Here is a 1,170-nt window from a genome sequence, read left to right on the forward strand (position 1 = left end):
TTTTCTATGGCTAAAAAAGGTCAACAGTTTCAAAGTTATTCAGAAGAATTTAAATTAAAAGCAGTGATGAAGTATGTGAATGGTAACCAAAGTTATCGAGTGGTAGCGGAAGAACTAGGAATTCGACATTGCACCCAACTTAAAGTTTGGGTTAAAAAGTGGAAAAGTGGCGAACCTTTTGATGTTCGAAGTGGCGTTATAAATCCATTTAAAGGGAGACCACGAACAAAATTTAAATCGGTAGAAGAAGAAAGAGACTATTTGAAGGCACAGGTAGAATACTTAAAAAAGCAGTATCCAAATCTGATAAAGGAGTAGATGATATCCCCCAACAAATAAAGTATGAAATGATTGAAGAACTAAAAGAAAACCATCCAATTANNTACAAAAATAAATAGGCAGAACAGAATTGAAAAGGAAAAGGACATACGGGAACATATGATAGGTGTTCATATACTTAATCCAGAGTTTGGATACCCACGTATGACTGATAGTTTAAATGAAAATGGCTACAAGATTAATCATAAAAAAGTGTATCGCCTGATGAAGGAAATGAAGATTCAATCGATCATTCGAAAGAAAAGAAAACGACATGGAAAGACTCCTTCGGTAATATATCCTAATCGACTTCAGAGAAAATTTAGGGCAACAGGACCTAATCAAAAAATGGTTACGGATATTACCTATGTTTCGGATGGTAAACAATTCTATTATTTATCGGTCATTCAAGATCTATTTAATAATGAAATAGTAAGTTGGCAGCTATCAAAACGCAATGACCTTGAACTTGTTTTAAATACAGTTACGAAATGGGCAAGAAAAAAAGACGTAGCTGAAGCCGTTCTCCATTCAGATCAAGGCTTTCAGTATACGTCTAAGGCATACAATAAACGATTAGAGGATTATGGCATTAAAGGCAGCCACTCTCGCAAAGGAAACTGCCTAGATAACGCCTGCATTGAATCCTTCTTTTCGCATCTCAAAACAGAGAAGTTGTATATAAATCAGTGTAAATCAGAAGATGAAATTAGACAAGCAATCGAGGACTATATTTACCACTATAATTATAAACGTTTTCAAAAAAAGTTAAAAAAACGCGCGCCAGTTGAATACCGACACGCGTTAGCTGCATAGCTTTTTTTATCTGTCTACTTGACAGGGATAAGACCA

The 1,170-nt window shown here is 34.9% G+C and carries 2 protein-coding genes; both read left to right on the forward strand.

Translation table 11 applies throughout. From position 1 onward, the window contains the following. Nucleotides 1–318 (forward strand): transposase (locus tag COC46_RS23185; RefSeq protein WP_369700077.1); only part of this gene is annotated, 318 nt, incomplete at its 5' end. A gap of 90 nt (nt 319–408) precedes the next feature. After that, entirely contained in the window at nt 409–1,134 is a 726-nt protein-coding gene (locus COC46_RS23190) for an IS3 family transposase (protein WP_369700078.1), read from the forward strand. The last annotated feature ends 36 nt before the right edge of the window (nt 1,135–1,170 follow it).

It is taken from the genome of Bacillus sp. AFS041924, from assembly GCF_002577195.1.
Taxonomy (GTDB): Bacteria; Bacillota; Bacilli; order Bacillales; family Bacillaceae_G; genus Gottfriedia.